The organism is Bacillus sp. N13C7 (assembly GCF_026790065.1).
Lineage (GTDB): Bacteria > Bacillota > Bacilli > Bacillales > Bacillaceae > Bacillus.
In genome coordinates this window covers 12,888-30,633 of sequence record NZ_JALAMO010000001.1, presented here as the reverse complement: position 1 = coordinate 30,633, position 17,746 = coordinate 12,888, and the positions used below count along the sequence as shown (strand labels likewise).

Here is a 17,746-nt window from a genome sequence, read left to right as displayed (position 1 = left end):
TGGTATCTTTTTGTTTGCAGTAAAAAAGTATTCAATTTTCTCTATAACGATTAGGTTTTGTTATCCTCTCTGGGGTAATTATCAAGATGAATCAGGTTTAGTGTCCGGTTCGGTTTTTGGGTAGACTGCTGGGTCCAAATCCTTAAAATTTTTTAAGCAGACAGTTTAGGAAAGAAGCTGCAATATGTAAAGGGGAGCTTATTACAGAGCCCTCCTTTACATCATTTGATAGTCACCATGTGTATAAACTGCTCCGTCCATAATACGACGTGCAGTACGGACGATTTTTATACCAGAGGGCTCCAACATTGTTTCTATGATACCAGAAGAATGAGCCAGTCGAACCTTTGTAGAATGGATTTTTGCTATTCTTGCAGGGATTGTACCTTCCACTGAAAGTGCTGTCGTTGTACATATCGCCCCAGTGACAGCTAGTGCTTGATGAGGCTTTTGCATGGACATCATCCTAATGTGTAAGTCCATCTCAACGTTTGAATGCCAAGCACCTGTACTATCCTTATATTTCTCTGGTTTTGATACTATAGCTAGTTTGGGGACAGCTGGTGATAATTTTGTAGCAGAAAATCGATTGGCAAAGCCGCATTTCTCTGCAGCAATGGATCTTAATTCTTCAAATTGAGCCAACTGTAGCTCAGTAAATTCTTCTGCAAGTTCTGTTCCAGTCAGGCCGATACTGCTCGCTTCCACAAAAACTAATGGATTTGCATAGTCGATAATAGACACCTCTATTTGACCTTGACTTGTATCTAAAAACTCCGAACTATTTCCAGTAGGCAATAAATGACCGGTCACTGAACCAGCAGCATCATGAAAGTTTAAATAGATTGGAGATCCAGATCCAGGTACTCCAGATATAGTAACATCTCCATCATATTTGACCTGACCGTCTTCCACTTCCACTTCCGCAATGATCATTTTATTCGTATTGGTATTCAGTATCCTTACCGTAGTCATTGGTTCTGTCGCTTTTACAAGTCCTTCTTCGATAGCAAATGGGCCAACAGCAGCAGAGATATTTCCGCAGTTCCCCTTAAAGTCCACTTTTTTTTCCGAAATACTGACTTGACCAAACGTGTAGTGAACATCAATATCCGATGTATATGCTTTCTTTATTATTGCCACTTTACTAGTAAGGGAATGACCGCCACCCAAACCATCTATTTGTCTTTTATCAGGACTTCCCATGACATCAAGCAAAAAGGGCTCCCATTCGTTTTTATTGTTAGGCATAGCTGATTCATGGAAAAAAACGCCTTTGCTTGTTCCGCCTCTCATGATTGTTACGTTCGTCTTAACCATCTTCATCATCCTCATCCTAAAGGTAGTATTTTATGTTTTTTAGTGTAGAAGGTAAAAAGATGAAAATAAAATATAAATTTTCTTAATATTCAATAAAAGAACTTTTATAATTGTGAAAGAATGACTAGAAAGGAAGATGAAAATGGATGAAAAAGATTGGATTTTATTGAAAATTCTTTACGAAGAACAAAGTGTAACAAAAACAGCAGAGCGATTATTTACGTCACAGCCTTCCATCACTTATCGATTGAATAAGATTGAGGAGAATTTCGGAATTGAATTATTCACCAAAAGGCATAAAGGAATTACCTTTACTGCGGAAGGAGAACACTTAGTTTCTTATGCAAGAAGAATGTTACAGGAACTCCAAGATACCAAAGATAATATCTCTAATCTAAGCAAAGAGGTGCAAGGACATCTAAGACTGGGGGTTTCAAGCAATTTCGCTCAATATAAGCTCCCTAAGTTATTAAGGGAATTTTCCATTATGTATCCTAATGTCCAATATAGTGTACAAACAGGCTGGAGTTCAGATGTCATGAAATTATTAGATGCTGGTATTGTACAAGTCGGTATACTGAGGGGAAGCCATCGCTGGAAAGGGGAGAAGGAACGGCTTACACGGGAAAAATTACATATCATCTCAAAAAAAACAATAACGATAGATCAACTTCCTTTTTTCCCTTTTATCAAATATAAAACGGATGCTTCTTTAAAAATGATAATAGATGAATGGATGCATACTAATCTAAAACAAGCACCCATCATTGCAATGGAAGTGGATCGACAAGAGACTTGCAAAGAGATGGTAAAGCATGGTCTTGGTTACTCCATAGCACCAGAAATTTGCCTGCGGACATCTGATCATTTGTACACAATGGAACTATATAATGCTAATGGTAAGCCATTAATGAGAGATACTTGGCTAATGTACGATCAAAAATCATTAGGAATCAAAATCGTTAAAGCATTCATTGATTTCTTAAAGGGTGAACAAATGGTAACCATTTAATATGATTATAGAATTTTTTTTGCAACATAGTAAAAAAATATTTATTTAACTTATTACACCGTATAGGATATGTTAATCAAAATATCATTTGAAAGCGCATACGTGGAGGTGTAATATGCTTACTATTTTAGGTTTTTTGATGGTAACTGTTTTTACAATATTAATAATGACAAAGAAAGTCTCGCCTATTGTTGCCTTAACCATCACTCCTATTGTTTTTGCTCTTATTGGAGGTTTTGGTAAGGATATTGGTGACATGATTTTAGAAGGAATACAAACAGTTGCAAGTTCAGCGGCATTGCTGTTGTTTGCAATACTTTTTTTCGGAATTTTAATCGATGCAGGTTTATTTGATCCACTAATAAAAAAAATCTTATCTATAGTAAAGGGAGACCCTGTGAAAATAGCGATAGGGTCTGCCGTATTGGCAATGCTCATCGCTTTAGATGGAGACGGTACAACTACCTATATGATAACTGTCTCAGCAATGTTACCTTTGTATAGAAGAATTGGTATGAATCCCATGGTTATGGCGACATTAGCAATGCTGTCGTTGAGTATCATTAGCGGAATGACTCCATGGGGTGGACCAGCTACAAGAGCTATTTCAGTGCTAGGTTTAGATCCCTCAGATTTCTTCGTGCCATTACTTCCGACCATGATTGGAGGAATTGCATGTGTCATATTTCTGGCCTTTCTAATGGGCAGGAAAGAAAGGAATCGAATAGGCATCGTTAAATTAGAGCCTAGACATATAACAAAGGACAGCTCTCAATCTTATATGGCAGCTACGTTGGATAGCGAGCAATTGAAAAGACCACGATTAATATATCTTAATTTATTCCTTGTTATTAGTGTCATGGTGTTGATTGTGCTTGGAACTAAGCATCCATCCGTTTTATTTTTAATTGGTTTTGTTCTTGCCCTTACTATAAATTATCCGAATGTAAAGATGCAGAAGGAGCGAATCGCCGAGCATTCTGGTAATGCGATTACTGTAGTATTATTGGTATTCTCAGCTGGAGTATTTGCTGGTATATTATCCGGGACAAAGATGGTGGATGCCATAGCAGGGTCATTAGTATCCATCATCCCCTCATCAATGGGGCAGTTATTCCCAGGTATTGTAGCACTCACTAGTATTCCGTTTACTTTTGTTTTATCAAATGATGCATATTACTTTGGAATGGTCCCTATCTTTGCAGAAGCTGCCTCAGCATATGGTATAGAACCAGTAGAAATTGCAAGGGCTTCTATAATGGGGCAGCCAGTTCATCTGATGAGTCCATTAGTTGCATCAACACTACTGTTAGTAAGTATGCTTAAAATTGACTTAGGATCCTTTCAAAGGTTTGCCGTTAAGTGGGCTGTAATTACATCTTTAGTTATTACGTTGTTAGCAATAATTACAGGGGCTATCACTATTTTGTAAAGAGACACTCCTCTGCATTTTGATGACAATGCAGAGGAAGCAGCAGTTTTATTCCCTCGACTTATCAAAAAGTTGCCGGAAAAGTATCGAGAGGCGCTCGAACTGACTGAATTTCAAGGGTTATCACAAAAAGAGTTAAGTGAAAAGCTCGGCATTTCTTACTCGGGCGAAAATCAAGGGTGCAACGCGGACGGGGAAAATTAAAACAGCTGCTTGAAGGTTGCTGTCATATTGAAGCGGATCGATATGGAAATATCGTAGACTTTCGTATTGTAAAGGAAACTGACTGACAAAGTCAGTTTTTTAATGAAATTGGCCATCAGCTGCCAGATACGATTCAGTCATATGAGGAGCATTTTCCCTTTGATGTTTGCAAGGGATATATGTATAATATAAATCGTAATGTTTTCGATTTAATGGAAAAGGAGTGTTGGAATGAAGATTTTATTTGCAAAGAGGTTAGGTATATTCGCTATAGGTTCATTACTCGTATTGGCAGGATGTCAGACTTCCGGTTCATCAAAAGGTGAGTCTCAAAAAACAACATCATCCTCAGCAGTTGAAGAAGATTCTTCTAAAACGCAAAAGCAAACATCTGAAAGTCATACACACGAACATTCTCACGATCATAGTCATGCACATGATGAAGAATCCGAAAAAATTTATGAAGGCTATTTTAAAAACAATCAAGTAAAGGACCGCTCACTTTCTGATTGGGAAGGAGATTGGCAATCTGTCTATCCATACCTGCAAGATGGTACTCTTGACGAAGTGTTTTCATATAAATCAGAACACGAAGGCGACAAGACAGCTGAAGAATATAAAGAGTATTATAAAAAAGGGTATAAAACAGATGTTGAGCGTATTGTAATTCAGAAAGATACTGTAACGTTCTTCAAAAACGGAAAAAAATACTCTGGTAAGTATACGTATGACGGGTACGAAATTTTAACATATGAGGCAGGCAATAGAGGGGTGAGATACATATTCAAACTAGCTAAAAAAGCTGAAGGGCTTCCTCAGTATATCCAGTTTAGTGATCATAGTATCTATCCGACTAAAGCTAGTCATTATCATCTCTATTGGGGTGACGACCGCGAAGCTTTACTTGATGAAGTCACACATTGGCCTACCTACTACCCGTCAAAAATGGACGGACACGATATTGCCCATGAGATGATGGCGCATTAATTGATGATTAGTATGAAGTTTGGTGTTCTTTTATAAATAATGCTGAAACATGCCCATAGGCACCTGTGTTAGCTGCTGACTCTTCGTCAGCAGCTTTTTGTCTTTTTAAGTTTTTTTCTCTCCGCCGGACGTAGACTTCTATCTCATTGGCACCTGAAAGATAAACAAAACATTAATAAAACAACATTATTTCATTAACAAAGTTTAGATACGATCAAAATAAAAAGTGTTATGAGATAAGTAAGGGAGATATGATAAAAAATGAAAATACTAAGGATGAAGAAGCATTTAGCAGTGGCTTTATGTTCTCTGGCATTATTTCAAAGTTCTATGAGTGTTTGTTATGCGAGCACAACAACGAATCCAAAAACAGTAACTCCGCCCCCGCCCCCTCCTTCAGGATATTTCGTAGATCATTACAAAAATAACAGCTCTGTACATACTACTGTGAATTCTAATCCCGCGATCGGGGTGCTATCTGAATTTAATAAGCTTTGGACGCCGGGAAGCACTTGGGATAGTGGTGCCAAACGGAACAGCAGTGTGTTGGATGCCAACATTCAAAAAGTTGTTGACATCGCTGAACGCCGCACAGTTAGTGAGGAAAATGCCGCATATTTTGATGATCGCAGGAATCAGAGCTACAGTGTGATTGACGGTCTTGGTCCGCTTACCGATGTATATCGAATGGAGGCGGGCGCGACGACAACGATTAACAGTATCCCGGCAGATGCGGTGACAAAAAAATATACTGACGAAGGAACCAATTCTGGCAGCACGAGTTCCAGTCTCGGCAATATGGTGAGCTTGGTCAATACGTTACGCGGCACTTATTCCTCAACGAACCCGGCTAAGGGATACTTCCAATATCCCCGCCCGTTTCGCTGGGAAAGCAATTCTATTCTTGTTCCAACTCTTGTTCCCGCTATCAATCCTGATCCGAGCAAAGACGGAGGTTTTCCGAGCGGACATACGAATGCTGCATATCTCAGCGCTTTTGCTATGGCTTATGCCGTACCGGAGCGTTATCAGGAGCTCCTTACCCGGGCTTCGGAGCTCGGCAATAACCGCATTGTTGCCGGTATGCATTCCCCGCTTGATGTAATGGGAGGACGTGTCATGGCGACTGCCTTGGCGGCAGCTATTTTATCTGATCCAGCCAATAAACGTTTGAAAAAGGCTGCTTATGATGAGGCCCATAGGAAGTTGTTGACGCAAACTGGTACAGCGGAAGACCGATTCAGCGATTATAGTAAGAATAAAAAACAATACACCCAACGATTGACATATGGATTTGGTCAAATCCATTCACCTGTTAAACCAATGGCAGTTCCTAAGGGAGCTGAAGTTCTGCTGGAAACCCGTTTTCCTTATCTTGACCACACGCAGCGCCGTTGGATTTTAGCCACTACCGGTCTTCCTTCCGGCTATCCTGTTCTTGATGATCCTGAAGGGTGGGGACGGCTTGATCTCTTTTCCGCCGCCGATGGATATGGCGCTTTTGCGAGAGACGTTACCGTGAATATGGATTCTTCAAAAGGCGGCTTCCATGCATTGGATCGCTGGCGAAACGATATCTCCGGCACTGGAAAGCTGACCAAAAAAGGAACAGGCGCGTTAAAGCTGGAGGGGAACAATACATACTCCGGCGGCACGCGGATCGATCAGGGAACGCTTGAGGGCGACTCGAAGACGGCCTTTGGGAGCGGTGACGTTTCAAACAACGGAGGCACCTTGAAGGAAGATGTCTCAGGAAAATTGGTTATCCGAGGAGACTACAAACAATCTGCCAAGGGTATACTTGAGCTGAATCTAAGCGGGAAAAAGGATATGCTTCAGATTATGGGCAAGGCTAAAATGAAAGGGACATTACGCCTCCATTTTACGGACAATTACGTACCGGCTGATGGATCCACAATCATCACCTATCAAAAGCGACATGGGGCATTTTCTTCAATCGAGACCATCGGATTGTCAAGCAAGTACAAAGTGGAAGTCATCTATAAGTCCAACCATATCCAATTAAAAGTCAAGGCAAAATAAGTTTGTATTCCAAGCATTTGCCACCTTAGAAAAAGAGCAGTTTACTCCATAAAGAATATGTTTTCAAGCTGGTGCAAGTTGGCACCAGCTTTTTTGTTTATTTGTCCCCGTTATGATTGATGATGCCGGTAAACAGGCAACGCACCGCCAGTAAACATACATAAGCAGTAGACCAACGGGAGCTTCTATTTGTTTAATTACGTTGGAAGGATTTTTTATACGTGGGAAATAGTATGGAGGTTTGATGTTAGATAGTGCTGATCCTGTGACCAATCAGATTGTTTTATTCACTTATTCATTTTTGGTTAAATTAAGGAGAGGACATCAACAGTTAAAGAAAAACTAGGCAGTCATATGTTGAAGGAGAGACAACCAATGAAAAGCAGACAGGAGGCAATTGATTATTGTTTGAGTTTTAAAAATGCATATGAAGATTATCCGTTTCGTGATAAGAATTGGACATTAATACGACACGCAGAAAACAGAAAAGTGTTTGCATGGATATTTGAAAAAGATGACCATATTTGGATCAATGTAAAGTGTGAACCCGGTTTTCTTGATTTTTGGAGACAGAAATACACTTCGGTAGTTCCAGCATTTCATCTCAACAAAGACCATTGGAATTCTATCATTCTTGACGGAACTGTTCCAGAGGAAGACATATACGATATGATCAAACAAAGCTACATGTTAACTAAAACTAAGTAAGCCATTACCTGAGGGATAGGGTCACATACTAAAGCCTTGAAGCGCTAAAAGAGCCTTGCGTCACATAATATGGAAGAAACGCAATGGCTTCTGGGTGGCATACGTATATTGGATCTTCTCCTGGAATGTATGGGATATCAGTAAACAAAGAGACATATACTTACAAAATGATTGAAAAAAGTGGTGTTTTCGGTGTGAATTTTCTTCCGGGGAGATGTTCGGAATTCATTCAAGCATTAGGCACCTTTAGTGGTAGAGATATCGATAAGTTTGAAGAATTTCATATTCAATACGTAGAAGGACTAAAAACCGAGGTGCCGATTTTAACTGATGCGTATTTTGCTTATGAGTGTAAAGTGCACAGTATTTCCACTTTGGGCGATCAAGAGTGGATTGTGGGAGAAGTTTTACAGAGATATCAAGATAAAGAGCTTTTCTTAAAAAGTGGAATGCCAGATTTAGAAAAACTGGATGTTCCGCTTCATATTGGAAAGTCTAGCTACCGAATACTAAATAGTGAAGCAGAGGAACATCAACACGCATTTTATCCCACAACTGATTGAAACATTCATGGTCCTCCACATTATTGTTACGTGGCATACCTTGAGTTCATCTCACCATGGAACTTTCTCTTTCGATCAACAATAGTCCTTAAAGGAAAGGACATTTTCTTATAAGTGAAGAGTACTTGACACAATTGTTTCGATAGGATATATATGCATGAAATTTACATTTCACAGGTTCAGAAACTTTGTATGGTGAGTTAATCGCATAATAAAACAGACGCCATAAAGATTTCTAATGGCGTCTGATGGATATGAGGTAAGGTGAGTTCTTAATAGCCACCGAAGAAAGATGTCCCAACGATGATTAATAGTATGAATAGTACTACAATTAATGGAAATGACTTCATAACATCACCCTTCCTTAAAAGAGGATAGTACATGATATGCAGATCGAGCTTATTCGATAGTGATGCTAGTTTAATTGATATAAAAATATATTTTAGCCTAGGCTGGACTGCTAATTGATCTTTATTAGTTATTGGGTCAGACCATTTTAAAATTGATCTATTTCAAAATGATTTGTTGTTCTCGGCTAATCGTTGGCTAATCTTTTTGATGCAAGCGGGCGATAGAATAAAATTTAATTTGCCTTTTTAGCTAACTTATTGCTCATCAATCCAAACTTCCCGCCTACCACTTCTTTCACTTCATGAATAACAATAAAAGAGTTTGGATCAATGTCTTGAACATTCTTCTTCATTCTTAGCAACTCATTCTTTTTAATAACAACATAGATAATGCGTTTATCTTTATTAGCATAATAACCATATCCATAAAAAATAGTGGCGGCGCTGCCGAACTCACTAGTAATGAACTGGGCAATTTTTTCATATTGATCTGACATAATGGTCATGGCTTTCTTATTATGAAAACCTTCAATCATGATATCGACGATCTTAACGCACAAATAAACAAAAATAAACGTGTACAATGTGTTATTAATACCTACAGCAAATATGGAGGCGAATATAATGAAGCTATCCATATAGAATAAACTTTTTGAAATACTATACCCTTTCGTATAATTTAACAAATAAGCTATAAGAGTGGTTCCTCCAGTAGAACCATCTGCAATAAAAATCATGGCTAGCCCTGCACCCATTAATAAAGCTCCAAACACAATACCTAAAATGATGTCATGGATGGCAAATGGAATAAAGCTGACAATCTTAAGGAAAACAGACGTCATAATGGCCCCGAATGTGGTATAAAGGATCGTTTTCTTTGTTAAGAATTTATAAGCTGCAGCGATAAAAACAAGGTTTATGAGAAACGTACTTATACTAGTTGGAATCTGAAATAAATAATATAAAACCAAAGCAATACCAACTGTGCTGCCATCTCCTAATTTATTTGGAATAACAAAGAACTCAATAGACGCAGCAATTAAAAATGTTCCCACGATCATTAAAAGAATATCTTTGTGAATATTTTTCATTATTAGAACCTCCTTTTCTGTAAGATTTGTATAAAAAATAATAAAAAACGTCTCAGATATTGTTATGTTAAAAACATAATCAATTTCTAAGACTACTTTCCTCAACATCATATATTCTGTTAAAAATAAATCATTTACTCAATATCCCCGATGATTATATAAATTTACCTGATTGATGTCAATATGATAAAAATCTATCTTGTAAATAGAGTGACAATGCATACCAAACGAACACTTATAGAGTTTTTCGCTTTTGTAAGGCAAGGTTACTCGCTTCTTCTGTCTAGTATATATAAAATATAACTATAGTTTTTTTCAGCAATAAAAAAGCATCCCTAAGGATGCCGAATAACTATGTTTTCTCAATTGTTATTGGAATTGCATCTTTTTACTGGTTTACAACATGGATTTCTCAAGTCGCTTCCGCAATCATATTCCTCAACGATGTTTTCGTTCTTTACAGATTGTGTCACTGGATAGTAATTTTCTACTCTCGTAATATTTCTGTTCACATTCACAATATGAGTTGGATGAACACGTCTAACCGTACGTTGATTGGTTGTTGTATTCACAACATTTCGAGTAGGAGAAACAATTGTTTCTACATTGTTGCCTCCATTGAACCCGTTGTTTCCATTGTTGCCGCAATTGTTCCCACGACGAGATCCAAGAATGAACTCGTCAGCATTTCTAAATCCACCGTTGCAGCTCATCAAATCACCCCTTCATATCATCTTGTCTCACAATATAATTTATGCAGTAAAAAAAGGGTTGTCCTAGTCAAGTACCCTCATAATATAAAAATCCGCTGTTATGATAAAGATTTATTTAAGTACGTCAATGCTAATAAATTCATTTTTCATTACAAGGGAAATACCTCTTTGAGCAGAAAAACGGAGACACGTTTAAAAAGACGTTGTCAGGATTCTTACTGTAGCTACTTTGGTTTTGTTACTGCTTTTACTTCGGACAGGGATCAAACATGAAAAGCTAAATACCTTTTTGGTTTCTGATAAGGAACGTGTTTATATGCCAGTTGAATAAATAAAATAAACGTTTCTGAGCAAACGAAGGAGGGCTTGGAAACCATTTTAGAACCTATAGCTCTTTTACCATAACTTTCTCGCCATTAAAATCGAGTTCACCAGTAAATTGAAAACCAAACCTTTGATAAAGGCGAAGAGCATGAATATTATTTTCAAATATACTTAAATAAATCCTCTTACATTGATATAGCTCAGCAAGGTGGTGAATGAGAGCTTTAAGCATTTTCTTTCCCAATCCTTTTCCCTGATAGTGTTCGTCTATAAAGAATCGGTCGAGCCAGACTCTTCCATTTTTATTTTCTTCATCATACTCGGGAAACCATCCATACATTGCAAAACCGACTAAATCTCCTTCATAGTAAAGTCCCGCAGGTTTATAATAGTGACATTCTTTTGCGTCCTCTAAACATGCTTTTGTTGATTCAATGTATGATATTTGATTTTCGCTGACATGCAGAGCAAGAATGGCAGCACGATTATCATCAGTTACTGCTTTTATTTTTATACTCATACTGCAATCTCCTTATTTTTCTTTTTCCAAAAAAGATCATTTTCAATGGATGATAATCTATAACGTTGTTATACTTCAGGCTAACGGAAAAGCAAGCCATCTGAATATGCTTCCTAGAAATATAGGAAGAATGAAGAGGAAAGGCATCAATAGAAGCAGGCAGATAAATTCCTGGTATTGGCGACAGATTGATAATACTCACATAATCACCTCAAGGAACATGCAGCCGATCTAATACAGAACCTTTCCTGCATCCAAACCATACTTGATTTTATTAAGAAAAGAATTAATTCAAAGCTGTAGCATTATTCTTTTTTTCTTTCCAAACCATTGTAAGACCAAGACCGACAATCATAACAAAACCTGCAAAAAGGAAAGGATAATGAATGTTCAGATCAAATAGTATACCGCCTAGAGCAGGACCAAATATATTTCCCAAGCTGGTGTATGTGGAGTTCATGCCTGCTACGAAACCCTGCTGGTTACCGGCCATATTGGATAAATGAGCAGTTAAGGCCGGGCGCAGCAAATCGAACGCCAGAAAAATAAAACAAGTGACAAGCAAAACAGTAATAAATCCTGACATAACAGTAGACACGAAAGCTAAGATCGCTCCGATTATTAAGCATAGCTGAATCATTCTTTTCTCTCCAAGCTTATTGACCAATTTCCCGAATAGTAAAACTTGAATAACTACCGCAACAATGGAACTTATCGTAATAATGATTGCGATATCTTTTGGTGTAAAGCCAAATTTATGATCAGAAAACAAGCTGAATACCGTTTCATAAGCCGATAAACCGAAAGCCATTACAAAGACGATAATAAATGCAATGAAATAGACAGGATGAATAGACCTCTTCAAGTCATTTAAAAAATTTGATTCCTTTGTATGAGATGAGAGCTGATGGCGTTCTTCTGCTGACAATGACTCTTTTAGTATAAAAACGGAAGATACAGCTGCTATTAAGGCTATGGCGGAGGCAAAGAAAAACGGCATGCGAATGCCAAAGCCAGCAATAAACCCTCCCGCACCAGGTCCAATAATAAAGCCGGTGCTAATTGCAGCCGAAACATACCCCATAGCCTTTGACCTTTCCTTTGGGGTTGTAATATCTGCTACATATGCTGTTACCGCAGGCATGATAAAAGCAGCGCTTATACCGCCCAATATCCTCGAAAAGTAAAAGATTGAAACATGGGCCCCTAATCCGAAAATCAACTCTGATAAACTGAATATAAGCAGCCCGAGAACAATCATTTTTTTTCTCCCAAAACGGTCAACCCACCTTCCCGCAAAAGGTGAAGTGATCAACTGAGAAATGGCAAAAGCCGCAACAAGATAACCCATAGTGCTACCAGATAAATGCATGATTTTCATAAAAGAAGGCATAACTGGAATGATTAATCCGATACCCAGAAAGGCTACGAAAATATTACTTAATAGTATAATGAATATCATTTTTTGGTCTTTTATTGATTTTTTCATTTAAAATCCCCTTTATTAAAATCCTTTTCTTTGTTGATTGAAGATCTTTTCAAGTACAATCAAATCATAAGGTATATGGTTACCGTATAGTCAAGGAGGTTTTTATGAGCGAAGATGTTAGGAAGTATTTCACAACAGGTGAATTTTCGAAGCTCTGCCGTGTAAAAAAACAAACCTTATTTCATTATGATGAGATTGGTCTATTCTCTCCGGAAATAAAAAAAGAAAATGGGTATAGATATTATTCCTATCATCAATTTGAGGTTTTTCAAGTCATCAGCCTATTTAAAGAGCTTGGTGTCCCTTTAAAAGAAATAAAGCTCTTAATAAAAGGAAAAACACCAGACAAGATCCTGCATGTTCTAAAAGAAAAATCGATTGAGATTGATAATAGAATAAATAAGCTGAAGCAACTGCAAACGATCCTACAAACAAAAGTGGCGCTAACTGAACAAGCACTTAAGACTGATTTTTCCTCGATTTCGTTTGAATATTTACATGAAGAAAAATTCATGTTAAGCCGAAATACATTAAACATACCGGAACGAAAATATGTCGCTGCAATTTCAGAACTCATACATGAAGTTCAACAATATGAGTTAGATGAAGGATATCCGATAGGCGGAATCTTTGCACGGGAACAAATATTAGAAAAAGACTTCTACAATTACAGTTACTTTTATATAAAAGTAAAAGGCGGGATAGAGAATATCAATTATCATATACGGCCAAGAGGCCTGTATGCAGTTGGATATGAAATAGGCGGAAAAACGGAAGAGGCATACCGCAGAATCATTGAGTTTATTGATAAGAATGGAATGCAAATAGGGGAAAATGCATATGAGGAATATATGCTGGATGAGATGGTAGTTGACGGGTGTGAAAATACATATGCCAAAATCCTCCTGCAAGTTAAGGAGGTGTAACGCTGATTTTAACATCGACTATAACAAATTACTATAGCTAAAGAAGGGACCATCAATGAAGTGGAATGTCAATTCTTTGCAAGCGCTACAGATCAAAAAATAACGGAATGTGAAAAGAAGCTGAACAGTAATTTTCCAGAAGAAGATTATCGAGTATTTTTGAAAACACATTTCGGCGCCAGAATATATAATGTAATGATTTCTGGCAGTAATGTTGGTGGCAGACCTCACATTTTAAGTTTAAAAGAGATCTATGAGAGTATGCAGACGATTGCTTTATTGAAGCCAACCTTTATTCCTGTCGCTTACTTATTAGACGGCTGTTATTTGTTAATCGATATAACAAAGGTATCAACAGATCCAAACTGCTTATGGTTACTTAATCAAACGGAGTATGAATATCTGAACTTAAATGTCGAGCTCTTTGTAGACAGGGATGTTGTTTGCGCGAGGAGTTAATTTTTGGAAATGAAGTCTGTATACAGCTGAAAATGATTATAGAACAAATTAAAGAAATTTCAAAAAAACCGTCTAGATAAACACTAATGACCAGAACATTTGACCGTATTTGTGTAAGAAAGTCTTCTCGTTATGAGAAGGCTTTCTGCATATTTAATATGAGTTTTTTAGATTGTAAATTGCTTTTCGGATTCTGCTTTAGCTTTTCGTTCTCATCTTTATAATCAAGAAGAGGTTGAGGCCTACACGACTAATGCTGAAATGGCAGGTATGAAAATACAGACTTGGTATCTACACATAATGTCACATGTATATGCCATAACCTGAAAGGCCGAGTTCAATTTCTCGGCCTCATCTAACTCGTGTTCATTAGTATCAATATTAGTTTTGTGTGAAAATTCTGATACATTATGAGATTTTTTATAGTGATAGAGTAGGTCTTACAATTAATTCACTTACATCGATCTCTATTGGCTGCGAGATTGCATAAAGAATGGCATGTGCAATAGCAGAAGCAGGAAGCGCTTGTCTTCGGTATTCGATCATAGCTTCACTCGCCTGTTTATCGGTAATATGATCGGCTAGTTCTGATGCCGTTACGCCCGGTGCAATTAAAGTAGTTCGAATATTATGCGTTGCTTCCTGCCGTAACCCTTCCGTGATGGCACGGACAGCATACTTGGTCGCGCAATAAACTGCTGCTGTCGGGGTAACTTCATAGGCGCCTATTGACGCTATATTGACGATATGTCCGCTATTCTGCTCTTTCATTATCGGCAACACTGCTCCAATACCATGCAGGACACCACGGATATTTACATCAATCATTCGATTCCATTCTGCGATTTTCAAAGAATCCAATTTAGATAATGGCATTACACCGGCATTATTTACGATGACATCGATCTTTCCGTATGCATCTGTTACTTCTTGTACTGTTTGCTGCATTTGGCCAAAGTCGGTCACATCCAATTGCTTATAATCTGCATGATATCCTTTTTGCTGAAGGGTGGTCACGAGTGTTTCCAACCTATCTGTTCTCCGCGCTGCTGCTATTACCGTAGCTCCATTCTCAGCTAATAAATCAACAGTTGCTGCTCCAATACCGCTGCTTCCACCGGTGACAAGAACAACTTTATTCTTTATACTCATCTTTGTATCATCCTCTTTTAAGTGATTTTTCTTTAAGGAATCTTTAGCTTCTATCACGATGCAGCACCATCCCTGCGTGATAAAGGATTCCGTTTATAAAATCTCCATCTGCTGTGAATCCTGCATCATCTTGATATTCAATGTGGTCACCTGTTATTTGGTAATTGCCTGTATATGCACATTCGACATTGCCGCGTGCTTCAACATAGCGTCCATCAGGCAGCAGTTCATGCCTGATATACCGGTCTTTGGTAACCCAAAGCCCACCATAAGAATGATTGTTTTTTTCCAATATCATCAGCTCCTTTCTGTTCTACTTATAGTATCAGGGAAAGATAACATGGAGTGGTAGCCGGTATCTCTTTAATTCTTGCCTTATCCTCCAAGCCAAGTCGATAAGCCTTATAAAAGGAGGGATTTCATGTCTCTAGAAGAGCAATTGCAATCGAAAGAAGAGGAGCTTACAAAACTTGTGTCATCTTTTGCCGCCAAGGAGGGTACGAACGTAACGTCAATCTCTGGGTTGGAATTTATTCGATCTGCCAAGCCGCTGATGCCTGTACATACTATGCATGAACCTGCTTTGTGTATTGTTCTGCAAGGAAGAAAAGTGATTTCTATAATTGGAGAAGACTTCTTTTACGGAAAAGGGGAGTACTTAGTCGTGGCGGTCGATCTGCCTGTTATCGGGGAAATTTTAAAAGCAAGTGAGAGGGAACCCTATTTATGTCTTCGATTGAATTTTAACTTAATGCAAATTGCAGAGGTTTCAAAGGAGTATCAGCAACATAGCACTAATCATAATGCTACAGGCCGAGGAATATTTGTAGCTCAGACAGATGAGGTCATTCTGGATGCACTTATCCGACTCGTGAAACTGCTTCATACACCTGAAGATACAGAAATACTTTCACCTTTAATCATTAAGGAAATTCTATACCGCATTATGCAGGGAAAGCATGGTCACACAGTAAAAAGCCTTGTTGCCAAGGGGAGTAAATTATCTGAAGTGGCTGCTGCTCTGGATTATTTAAGAAATCATTTTTCTCAGGAAATAAAGATAGATGCACTAGCTAAAAAAGTAAACCTTAGCCCATCAGCTTTATATCATCATTTTAAACAAGTTACAATGATGACTCCGATCCAATACCAGAGAGCGTTACGTCTCCATGAAGCAAGGCGGTTGATTATCGGGAAAAATATGAAGGCCGCTGACGCTGCCTTTCAAGTTGGCTATGAAAGTCCTTCTTATTTTAATAGAGAATATAGAAGGATGTTCGGCAACCCTCCAGGGAAAGATCGTAAAGAGAATCTGAATTTATATAATGTGTAGTCAAATCAAGAAGTCGCATACAGATGCGACTTCTATCAATTTATGGTTACTTAATCAAACGGAGTATAATATCTGAAAATGAATTTCGAACTTTTTGTAGACAGGTATATTGTTTAACGAGGAGCCAACTTTTGGAAACGCAATCAGTGTACAGATGAAAATTATTATAGAACAAAACTAAAGAAATTCCGAAAAAAACCGTCCAGATAAACACTAATGACCAGAACATTTGACGGTATTTATGTAAGAAGCCCTTATCGTTATGAGAAGAGCATTCTACATATTTAATATGAGTTTTCTAGATTGTAAATGGCTTTTTCGAATTCTGCTTCGTTCTCATCTTTATAATCAAGAAGGTGCGAGTTCATTCTATTCAAGTTTGTCCATTAACTCTGTGAATGAATCACAAACATAGCTAATGGAACTTCTTTATCTTCATAAGCGATCTCATGATCCCAAAAAACAATTGTAGGTTCTTGAGAAGATATTCTGTAATCAAAACAAAAGAGGTTTCCCCTACATCTGTAGCAAAAGGTATGATTTTATCAACTAACCGGCCTTTAACATTATCAAATGTACTAAGGAGATCAATTGGCCGAGTAGGATCTCCTATGCTCAGTAAATTGTTGATTGATTCTCGAGAATTTTGGAATAAAACAACCTTTTTATCTATAGGGGAACATCCATTATGGTCTTTAATGAACTCTTTGTAATCTGTTGGAACTTGATTTTTAATTTCTCTTCTACCTCTTCGATCTGACTGTTTGACGCTTCTTGAAAAGTGCTTCGTTTTCTCCATTTAATACTTTGCATTGGTTAACCTCCTATTTCTCATCTTTCCCCCAAATTTTATATCCGCCAGTGTGACCTGTTTTAGCATGAATTACCCGGTCTACTAGCTCCATTTTTCCAGGAGTTTGATGGTGGTGCCATGTGTATTTCTCTGGTGTTATTCCATCTTGAAGATCAAGTAAATCATCTTCGTTCAAATCAAGCTTTTTAATCAATGATGGGTCTTCTTCAATCTGCTTATATAATTGTTTATTTCATTTGTCAAAATGCTGGTCTCTACTTTTTTTTAAAGTCGGCTTTATCAAGTGTGAGTGTATGCTTTGATTCG

The 17,746-nt window shown here is 37.8% G+C and carries 18 protein-coding genes and 2 pseudogenes; 10 read left to right on the top strand and 10 right to left on the bottom strand.

Annotated elements, in window-relative coordinates:
• Window positions 1–216: 216 nt before the first annotated feature.
• A complete protein-coding gene (locus MOB98_RS00160) occupies window positions 217–1,320 on the bottom strand; it encodes a 2-methylaconitate cis-trans isomerase PrpF family protein (RefSeq protein ID WP_268358256.1) in 1,104 nt (367 codons plus the stop codon).
• A gap of 142 nt (window positions 1,321–1,462) precedes the next feature.
• Here MOB98_RS00160 and MOB98_RS00155 point away from each other — a divergent pair, with 142 nt between their 5' ends.
• The 7 genes and pseudogenes from MOB98_RS00155 to MOB98_RS00125 form a co-directional block, all read left to right on the top strand.
• The gene (locus MOB98_RS00155; RefSeq protein WP_268358255.1) at window positions 1,463–2,332 is read left to right on the top strand and encodes a LysR family transcriptional regulator; all 870 of its coding nucleotides are present in this window, start codon (window positions 1,463–1,465) and stop codon (window positions 2,330–2,332) included.
• A 115-nt stretch (window positions 2,333–2,447) separates the two neighbouring features.
• Window positions 2,448–3,764 (top strand): citrate:proton symporter, encoded by a 1,317-nt coding sequence (locus tag MOB98_RS00150; RefSeq protein ID WP_268358254.1) that lies wholly within the window; start codon window positions 2,448–2,450, stop codon window positions 3,762–3,764.
• Window positions 3,765–3,776: 12 nt separating this feature from the next.
• A pseudogene (locus MOB98_RS00145) lies at window positions 3,777–4,054 on the top strand (sigma factor-like helix-turn-helix DNA-binding protein); the annotation flags it as partial.
• A 145-nt stretch (window positions 4,055–4,199) separates the two neighbouring features.
• Window positions 4,200–4,955, top strand: a complete 756-nt coding sequence (locus tag MOB98_RS00140) for a metal-binding protein ZinT (protein WP_268367064.1) — start codon at window positions 4,200–4,202, stop codon at window positions 4,953–4,955.
• A 261-nt stretch (window positions 4,956–5,216) separates the two neighbouring features.
• Window positions 5,217–6,998, top strand: coding sequence for an acid phosphatase (locus tag MOB98_RS00135; protein WP_268362925.1), 1,782 nt, complete (start codon window positions 5,217–5,219; stop codon window positions 6,996–6,998).
• A gap of 375 nt (window positions 6,999–7,373) precedes the next feature.
• Window positions 7,374–7,706 (top strand): MmcQ/YjbR family DNA-binding protein, encoded by a 333-nt coding sequence (locus MOB98_RS00130; RefSeq protein WP_268362924.1) that lies wholly within the window; start codon window positions 7,374–7,376, stop codon window positions 7,704–7,706.
• A 74-nt stretch (window positions 7,707–7,780) separates the two neighbouring features.
• Window positions 7,781–8,269, top strand: a pseudogene (locus MOB98_RS00125) (flavin reductase family protein); the annotation flags it as partial.
• 272 nt (window positions 8,270–8,541) lie between these two features.
• Here the strand turns inward: MOB98_RS00125 and MOB98_RS00120 are convergent.
• The 5 genes from MOB98_RS00120 to blt all read right to left on the bottom strand — a co-directional run bounded on the left by MOB98_RS00120 (window position 8,542) and on the right by blt (window position 12,756).
• The gene (locus MOB98_RS00120; protein WP_082687850.1) at window positions 8,542–8,619 is read right to left on the bottom strand and encodes a YjcZ family sporulation protein; all 78 of its coding nucleotides are present in this window, start codon (window positions 8,617–8,619) and stop codon (window positions 8,542–8,544) included.
• Between the two features lie 233 nt (window positions 8,620–8,852).
• Window positions 8,853–9,710 (bottom strand): YitT family protein, encoded by an 858-nt coding sequence (locus tag MOB98_RS00115; RefSeq protein WP_268362922.1) that lies wholly within the window; start codon window positions 9,708–9,710, stop codon window positions 8,853–8,855.
• Between the two features lie 362 nt (window positions 9,711–10,072).
• Window positions 10,073–10,306, bottom strand: coding sequence for a CotD family spore coat protein (locus MOB98_RS00110; RefSeq protein WP_268363024.1), 234 nt, complete (start codon window positions 10,304–10,306; stop codon window positions 10,073–10,075).
• Between the two features lie 502 nt (window positions 10,307–10,808).
• Window positions 10,809–11,267: a GNAT family N-acetyltransferase gene (locus MOB98_RS00105; protein ID WP_268363022.1), complete on the bottom strand. Its 459-nt coding sequence runs from the start codon at window positions 11,265–11,267 to the stop codon at window positions 10,809–10,811.
• 286 nt (window positions 11,268–11,553) lie between these two features.
• Window positions 11,554–12,756, bottom strand: a complete 1,203-nt coding sequence (gene blt, locus MOB98_RS00100) for a multidrug efflux MFS transporter Blt (RefSeq protein ID WP_268367063.1) — start codon at window positions 12,754–12,756, stop codon at window positions 11,554–11,556.
• 104 nt (window positions 12,757–12,860) lie between these two features.
• On the opposite strand from blt, the gene MOB98_RS00095 reads away from it, so the two are divergent.
• Together MOB98_RS00095 and MOB98_RS00090 are read left to right on the top strand one after the other, a co-directional pair.
• On the top strand, window positions 12,861–13,682 hold the full coding sequence (locus tag MOB98_RS00095; protein WP_268367062.1) for a MerR family transcriptional regulator: 822 nt from the start codon (window positions 12,861–12,863) through the stop codon (window positions 13,680–13,682).
• A 60-nt stretch (window positions 13,683–13,742) separates the two neighbouring features.
• Window positions 13,743–14,141, top strand: a complete 399-nt coding sequence (locus MOB98_RS00090; protein ID WP_268367061.1) for an SMI1/KNR4 family protein — start codon at window positions 13,743–13,745, stop codon at window positions 14,139–14,141.
• A gap of 420 nt (window positions 14,142–14,561) precedes the next feature.
• On the opposite strand, the gene MOB98_RS00085 is transcribed toward MOB98_RS00090, so the two are convergent.
• Window positions 14,562–15,350, bottom strand: a complete 789-nt coding sequence (locus MOB98_RS00085; RefSeq protein ID WP_268362931.1) for an SDR family oxidoreductase — start codon at window positions 15,348–15,350, stop codon at window positions 14,562–14,564.
• Window positions 15,337–15,585, bottom strand: coding sequence for an Atu4866 domain-containing protein (locus MOB98_RS00080; RefSeq protein ID WP_268370546.1), 249 nt, complete (start codon window positions 15,583–15,585; stop codon window positions 15,337–15,339). Before MOB98_RS00080 ends, MOB98_RS00085 begins: the two co-directional genes overlap by 14 nt.
• A gap of 129 nt (window positions 15,586–15,714) precedes the next feature.
• On the opposite strand from MOB98_RS00080, the gene MOB98_RS00075 reads away from it, so the two are divergent.
• On the top strand, window positions 15,715–16,626 hold the full coding sequence (locus tag MOB98_RS00075) for an AraC family transcriptional regulator (RefSeq protein WP_268367059.1): 912 nt from the start codon (window positions 15,715–15,717) through the stop codon (window positions 16,624–16,626).
• 415 nt (window positions 16,627–17,041) lie between these two features.
• Here the strand turns inward: MOB98_RS00075 and MOB98_RS20855 are convergent, their stop codons facing one another.
• Both MOB98_RS20855 and MOB98_RS00070 read right to left on the bottom strand, forming a co-directional pair.
• On the bottom strand, window positions 17,042–17,425 hold the full coding sequence (locus tag MOB98_RS20855) for an SMI1/KNR4 family protein (protein WP_419901006.1): 384 nt from the start codon (window positions 17,423–17,425) through the stop codon (window positions 17,042–17,044).
• A gap of 25 nt (window positions 17,426–17,450) precedes the next feature.
• Window positions 17,451–17,633, bottom strand: a complete 183-nt coding sequence (locus MOB98_RS00070) for an HNH endonuclease (protein ID WP_063638572.1) — start codon at window positions 17,631–17,633, stop codon at window positions 17,451–17,453.
• Window positions 17,634–17,746: the final 113 nt, after the last annotated feature.

Bases quoted from the DNA above. Each gene is read 5' to 3' on its own strand.
- MOB98_RS00135 (WP_268362925.1), top strand. From the start codon at position 5,217: ATGAAAATACTAAGGATGAAGAAGCATTTAGCAGTGGCTTTATGTTCT.
- MOB98_RS20855 (WP_419901006.1), bottom strand. From the start codon at position 17,425: ATGGAGAAAACGAAGCACTTTTCAAGAAGCGTCAAACAGTCAGATCGA.
- MOB98_RS00075 (WP_268367059.1), top strand. From the start codon at position 15,715: ATGTCTCTAGAAGAGCAATTGCAATCGAAAGAAGAGGAGCTTACAAAA.
- blt (WP_268367063.1), bottom strand. From the start codon at position 12,756: ATGAAAAAATCAATAAAAGACCAAAAAATGATATTCATTATACTATTA.
- MOB98_RS00120 (WP_082687850.1), bottom strand. From the start codon at position 8,619: ATGAAGTCATTTCCATTAATTGTAGTACTATTCATACTATTAATCATC.
- MOB98_RS00095 (WP_268367062.1), top strand. From the start codon at position 12,861: ATGAGCGAAGATGTTAGGAAGTATTTCACAACAGGTGAATTTTCGAAG.
- MOB98_RS00155 (WP_268358255.1), top strand. From the start codon at position 1,463: ATGGATGAAAAAGATTGGATTTTATTGAAAATTCTTTACGAAGAACAA.
- MOB98_RS00105 (WP_268363022.1), bottom strand. From the start codon at position 11,267: ATGAGTATAAAAATAAAAGCAGTAACTGATGATAATCGTGCTGCCATT.
- MOB98_RS00160 (WP_268358256.1), bottom strand. From the start codon at position 1,320: ATGGTTAAGACGAACGTAACAATCATGAGAGGCGGAACAAGCAAAGGC.
- MOB98_RS00150 (WP_268358254.1), top strand. From the start codon at position 2,448: ATGCTTACTATTTTAGGTTTTTTGATGGTAACTGTTTTTACAATATTA.
- MOB98_RS00115 (WP_268362922.1), bottom strand. From the start codon at position 9,710: ATGAAAAATATTCACAAAGATATTCTTTTAATGATCGTGGGAACATTT.
- MOB98_RS00140 (WP_268367064.1), top strand. From the start codon at position 4,200: ATGAAGATTTTATTTGCAAAGAGGTTAGGTATATTCGCTATAGGTTCA.
- MOB98_RS00130 (WP_268362924.1), top strand. From the start codon at position 7,374: ATGAAAAGCAGACAGGAGGCAATTGATTATTGTTTGAGTTTTAAAAAT.